Origin of the sequence: Methylobacterium sp. E-046, from assembly GCF_022829625.1 — a bacterium.
In the GTDB taxonomy this organism is placed as follows: domain Bacteria; phylum Pseudomonadota; class Alphaproteobacteria; order Rhizobiales; family Beijerinckiaceae; genus Methylobacterium; species Methylobacterium longum.
In genome coordinates, this window is sequence record NZ_JAKSYP010000197.1 from 1 (window position 1) to 4,670 (window position 4,670).

Below are 4,670 nucleotides of genomic sequence, written 5' to 3' on the forward strand. Positions count from 1 at the left end.
GCTGTCGAGGGCCTGGGAGGTGAAGAAGTTGGTCGGGTTGTCGAGGGCGGAGTTGACCGTCTTGCCGGTGGCGAGGCGGTTCTGCGTGGTCGCCATCAGCTGCGCCGTGTCCTGCAGCGAGAGCAGGTTCTGACGCGTGGCAGCCGACAGGGTGATGGAGGACATCGTTCGATCTTTCTGACTTAGGCGACCCGCTTTGGGGTGCCGCAACAGAAACACCCTCGAACTCAATCCACGTTAAGATTGCGATAGATCAGTCGGCCTCAATCGATCGTAGTTAACATTTTCAGGCGAAGCGGTATGGTTTCAACGCTGCAGATCCTTCGCCGCGGCACGCCCATGACTATCAACAATTAAATGTTTTCAGCCGAGCGGACTCGTCTCGTGTTCAAGCGCAGCTCGGCCTATTAGGCCAAGCTCAGTTAAGCCTGAGGCCCTTAGGTGCGGATGTTCGTCAAGAAGACGGTCGACCGATGAGGCGTCGAGTTCAGACCAGCATCGCCACCATGGCATCGTTGGTCGGCTTCACGGTGCTGGTGACGGCGCTGGCGGCCTGCGGGCTAACAGGGCCCGTGCCGTAGCCGATCACTGCAGGCGAGTCGAAACCCTGTTGAGCCCGAGGCATATGGCGAGAAACAGCAGATCTCCTAGGGATCGCCACTCACCGCCATCGATGCGCCAGCACTCAAAATCCTCGTCGTGCTCGACGGTGTAACCGTGAGCTTGAAGAACAGCGACGGCCTCTCGGACTGGATCGGCACCCTCTTCCATCGCTACTACTCCGTCGCGATCAGCAAGCGCTTGCGGACTTCCATTAGACGGTCGTCATCCGTGCGCGTTGGCATGTCGGTGATGACCTCTTCCACGACCCGCCGGGCAGTCGCATCATCAAGCCTTAGGCCAGGAGCAAAACCATCAACGCGCCTCAGCACACGCTGAATGGCGAGGCGGTCTATCGGTGGCGGTTCCTGTTCATTCATGTTGGGCAGGTAGTCCGACGAGCATACCAAACCCAAGCCGGACTGATCTCAGGTTAGCTTGGTCCTCTCGCCAAGCCAAAGGGCGCCTTCCATGCGTGACGACCCCAAGCCTCTGGACCCCCTCGTCGCCCTCGGCGCGATCCAGGTTCTCGCTCAAGGCGCCCTGGACAACGAGGAACCCACCCTCCACGGTTGGGAACTGATCCTTCGCGAGATCCTGAGGGACTGCGATTTGGCCCTGCCGTCGAAGGCGCGGCCCTTACGCACGCGCAAGCCGGACTGACCGCCTAATCCTCCGTTCCATCGCCAAGCCCACTCACCCCTGGACCGGGCGGCCCATGATCACGGCGGTCATCACCATGGTCCGGCGCAGTCCGGGCGTGGTGGCCTTGTCGACCAGCAGGTTCTTGTCCTGCGGGGGCATTTCGATCGCCGTGGGTCTGAACCCAATCGGTACCTTTGTGGCCCGCTGCTGGGTGTTCGCGGTTGAAGCAGCGGCTTTCGCGGGTCGACCCAGGCCCAGTGGGCTTCCTCGATCCGGCCAACCTCATTAATCGCAGTCAAGCTGATTGGGTTCGACCCCCGAATGGAACTGGGACGGTGAGGAGTGGCAGTCCGTCCAATCTCAGCCTTTACGGACTGCCACTGCGGACCGGCATCCTGATCTGGGGCTCTCCCGGACGGCATGGTTGAGGCTCGGCTAACCGCCCTCACCCATCCTGCCACTCGGGCCGCGTCGCGTATCTGGCCCCTCGCCGTGAGGAGAGGAACAGCACCAATGCTCCGCCAGCCCGTGGTCCGATCTGGCCAGGAGGTAGCTTTGGATATTATGTCAACGCCAGCGGATGCGGCGAAGGCATGCCGCAGTAGGTATCAGGCTTAAGAGGGCAGCCGACGTGGGCTCTCCGGTGCGTCGTTGACTTGCCGAAGGCGGGCCCGCTGTAGGAGCCGGTGATCGACACGCGTCCATGGCAGGCGGGACAGCGCCTCATGGCCGGAGCATAGCGGTTTACCGCCTCGTCTAGGCTGACCGGGCGCCACTGGTCCTTGATCTTCACTTCGCAAGTCATTCAGCCACTCGCTGCTGCAGGTGCAGGTTTGCCGCATCGAATTCACAAATCCGGATCAGCTTATACCAGGACTTCACGACCAGGATGCGCCAGTGCAAAGTGACAAGCTTGCGACTACGCGTCTCCTGCAACACGCGGTTGTGCGTGCTGAACTCGATGCCGATGACCCGGCTGGTTTGTCCCTAAAGGGACCGGATCGATCTCTCTCAGCGCCACAAGGCGCTGAAGGTCTCTTCGACGTCGTTGATCAGAGTTCGGTTGCAGAAACGGTGCAGGACGGGACCATCCGTCGTTCCCTCGCGCATCTCGATCGACTCGGTATTTTGGTCGTAGGTGAAGGTCAGATGGCGGCTGCCGAGGGTGGCCGAGAGGATGGCTTTAGAGCCCACCTCGTCCTGGATCATCTCGGTTGATCCTGGCGCGCCGCGCCACATGATGCCGCCGAGCAGCGCCAGGGTGACCGCCTTCATCTGCAAGTCCTCACCCTCGGATCGCGCGATGACGCTCGCCGCGTACCGTCGCACCGCATCGAGGTCGGTCTTCTCGGATCTGACGGGAGCGAACAGGGCCATCAACTTATTCCCGTCTCTTCGTGATGTCCGTCGCACCGGTCGAGGTGGCGGAATAGCCGCCCCAGCCTTCTGTCGAAATCGGAGATGACCTACCCCCGCCTTCCATGCGCCACGTTGCGAGGCGCAGCGTCGGATCGACCAAGCCGTGTTCTTTGAGGATGCCCATGACATGGTCCCGCTGAGCGTCCGCGATCACGAAGTTCAGCATCGTCGCGCCCTAACTCAGCCGCTCGCGTAGGCATCTAGCGCCTCTGGAGGCGAGCCGATCGTTCCGAGCCTATCCCAGAGGCCGGGGCCCGTCGGGAAGCGACGCTCGCGCCTCGGCGTGGCCGTCATGTACATCAGCGGGGGCGGCTACGAACCGGATCGCCCGTTTAGGGATGCCGGCCGCGACCAGCGTGGCCATCGTGGCCATCGTGGCCAGCGTCTTGCTGTTGCTCTCATACAGCGCAAGAATGCCAAGACGCGCGCCTGCGCTCGTAAGCTGAAGCCCTTCCGGTCAATCGGCCGCCTTGCTCTCCGATGCGATCTCCGTTCGCGCCGCAGCGATGAACGCAGCGCGCTGGTCCGCGCTCAGCGCGAAACCGGCGCTCATCGTGGATCCCTTTGTAGGGGAGGGATCTGCCCACATCCGATCACTCGGACCGTTGTCGAGGAAGTTCTGCCGCGTCCGTTCCAGCACCGCCGCCTCGATCGGATCGTCGTTCGCTCTTTCAGCCGCGGTCATGGGTTCAGTGCTCCGTCCCCGGCATGTTCGGACGCGGCACGCCACCATGGTCCTTGATGAGATTGGACCGTTCCGGGTCGCCCTTCAAATTAGCGACCTGCTTTCGTGCAGCCAATGCAAGGAAGCCAACACTGCCAATCGTCCCGAGCGCCAAAAATAAAAGGGAAATGCCGCTGCCCATGAGCCGTACCTTATTGGTCGGAAAAACCGCCGAAGAACAGGCGACGGGAAGCACGGTGCTAAGGGGTGAACCCAGATCTCGACCGAAGGATGCTAGTTTATTTGAAGCTGGGGGTGCGGCGTATTCACTTAAAATGTTTAAGCAGGATCAATCCTGACATGGTCCACGTTGATCCGACGCCGCATTTGCCGCGGTGCGGAGCATGCCGTGTACAATCCCTTCCTGTCATCAATGATGCTCGCGATCGAAGCTCAGCGTGTGATCGAGCTGCGGCTGGTTCGTCTCGCCTGGGGCGGCCGCGAGGGCCGAGCCGAGATGCAATCGATGGTGACCGAGAAGATGCACGCCGCTGGCGAGGCGATGACGACGCTGATGCTTGGCGGCTCGCCGGAGATGGTCATCGCCCGCTACCGCGAGCACGTCGCTTTCAACACCAAGCGGCTGTCGGCAGCCTGATGCGACACGTCAGTCGCGCCTAGCTTCGGCCCTTGCGCGCGCGACGACTGCCCGCAAGGCTGCGCTGCCCTCCACCACGAACCAGGCCCGCAACATGCTGGTAGTTTCAGCTCTGTCGTCCGATTGCTCTCGGAACAGATCGGCGTAGCGGGCCAGCTCGCGCTCCATGAACAGGTCAAGGTAGGAGGCCCCCCTGGTTCGCGCGAGGTCGACGAGGGCGTCACTGAGAACGCGCTGCATCATCTCGCCGACCATGGCCGACACGTACACCGCCTCGGCACTGCCCTGTTCGGGTTCGCTCATGATCTATCCCCGTTGCCCCACCCCGTGGCGTCCCTTTCGGGCCCTGCGGGCAGCATCTCCCATCCGATCACCCGCGAGATCGCTCACACTGGCTTCAGACGTCGTCGCAGCCAGCGGCTAGCATCTTCCAGCGTGGGGAAGGTGGGAACCCTCTGCCCTTGCAGCCGGCCGAACCCCACCTCCAGGAACCAGCTCCCGACATTGTGGTGCTCCGGCTCGGCGAGGCGCACCAGCACGGCTACGAGCAGGCCATTGGCGATCACCAGCATGCCTTCCCGGTCCGGGCTGTTGGTGTCGACCGCAATCGGCTGAAGCTGCAGCACGAGCAGCGTCTCGACGTTGCCCCGCCCAGACATCGTCTAGCCCTCCTGGGCTCGACCG

General features: G+C 62.4%; 10 protein-coding genes and 1 pseudogene. 2 read left to right on the plus strand and 9 right to left on the minus strand.

Features of this window, described 5'->3' with window-relative positions:
* The 3 genes and pseudogenes from MKK82_RS20630 to MKK82_RS20640 form a co-directional block, all read right to left on the minus strand.
* Nucleotides 1–165 (minus strand): annotated as a pseudogene (locus tag MKK82_RS20630) (flagellar protein); the annotation flags it as partial.
* 420 nt (nucleotides 166–585) lie between these two features.
* The gene (locus tag MKK82_RS20635) at nucleotides 586–771 is read right to left on the minus strand and encodes a hypothetical protein (RefSeq protein ID WP_243986645.1); all 186 of its coding nucleotides are present in this window, start codon (nucleotides 769–771) and stop codon (nucleotides 586–588) included.
* Between the two features lie 5 nt (nucleotides 772–776).
* On the minus strand, nucleotides 777–980 hold the full coding sequence (locus tag MKK82_RS20640) for a hypothetical protein (protein ID WP_243986646.1): 204 nt from the start codon (nucleotides 978–980) through the stop codon (nucleotides 777–779).
* Between the two features lie 91 nt (nucleotides 981–1,071).
* Between MKK82_RS20640 and MKK82_RS20645 the strand changes: the two genes are divergently transcribed.
* The gene (locus MKK82_RS20645) at nucleotides 1,072–1,263 is read left to right on the plus strand and encodes a hypothetical protein (RefSeq protein WP_243986648.1); all 192 of its coding nucleotides are present in this window, start codon (nucleotides 1,072–1,074) and stop codon (nucleotides 1,261–1,263) included.
* A 993-nt stretch (nucleotides 1,264–2,256) separates the two neighbouring features.
* On the opposite strand, the gene MKK82_RS20650 is transcribed toward MKK82_RS20645, so the two are convergent.
* The 4 genes from MKK82_RS20650 to MKK82_RS20665 all read right to left on the minus strand — a co-directional run bounded on the left by MKK82_RS20650 (nucleotide 2,257) and on the right by MKK82_RS20665 (nucleotide 3,530).
* A complete protein-coding gene (locus MKK82_RS20650; RefSeq protein WP_243986650.1) occupies nucleotides 2,257–2,622 on the minus strand; it encodes a hypothetical protein in 366 nt (121 codons plus the stop codon).
* Nucleotides 2,623–2,626: 4 nt separating this feature from the next.
* Nucleotides 2,627–2,830, minus strand: a complete 204-nt coding sequence (locus MKK82_RS20655; protein ID WP_243986651.1) for a hypothetical protein — start codon at nucleotides 2,828–2,830, stop codon at nucleotides 2,627–2,629.
* A 291-nt stretch (nucleotides 2,831–3,121) separates the two neighbouring features.
* On the minus strand, nucleotides 3,122–3,349 hold the full coding sequence (locus MKK82_RS20660) for a hypothetical protein (RefSeq protein WP_243986653.1): 228 nt from the start codon (nucleotides 3,347–3,349) through the stop codon (nucleotides 3,122–3,124).
* 4 nt (nucleotides 3,350–3,353) lie between these two features.
* Nucleotides 3,354–3,530: a hypothetical protein gene (locus tag MKK82_RS20665; protein WP_243986655.1), complete on the minus strand. Its 177-nt coding sequence runs from the start codon at nucleotides 3,528–3,530 to the stop codon at nucleotides 3,354–3,356.
* A gap of 207 nt (nucleotides 3,531–3,737) precedes the next feature.
* Between MKK82_RS20665 and MKK82_RS20670 the strand changes: the two genes are divergently transcribed.
* On the plus strand, nucleotides 3,738–3,986 hold the full coding sequence (locus MKK82_RS20670) for a hypothetical protein (RefSeq protein ID WP_243986656.1): 249 nt from the start codon (nucleotides 3,738–3,740) through the stop codon (nucleotides 3,984–3,986).
* A gap of 9 nt (nucleotides 3,987–3,995) precedes the next feature.
* Here MKK82_RS20670 and MKK82_RS20675 read toward each other — a convergent pair whose 3' ends face one another.
* Together MKK82_RS20675 and MKK82_RS20680 are read right to left on the minus strand one after the other, a co-directional pair.
* A complete protein-coding gene (locus MKK82_RS20675; protein WP_243986657.1) occupies nucleotides 3,996–4,289 on the minus strand; it encodes a hypothetical protein in 294 nt (97 codons plus the stop codon).
* Between the two features lie 83 nt (nucleotides 4,290–4,372).
* Nucleotides 4,373–4,645, minus strand: a complete 273-nt coding sequence (locus MKK82_RS20680; protein WP_243986659.1) for a hypothetical protein — start codon at nucleotides 4,643–4,645, stop codon at nucleotides 4,373–4,375.
* Nucleotides 4,646–4,670: the final 25 nt, after the last annotated feature.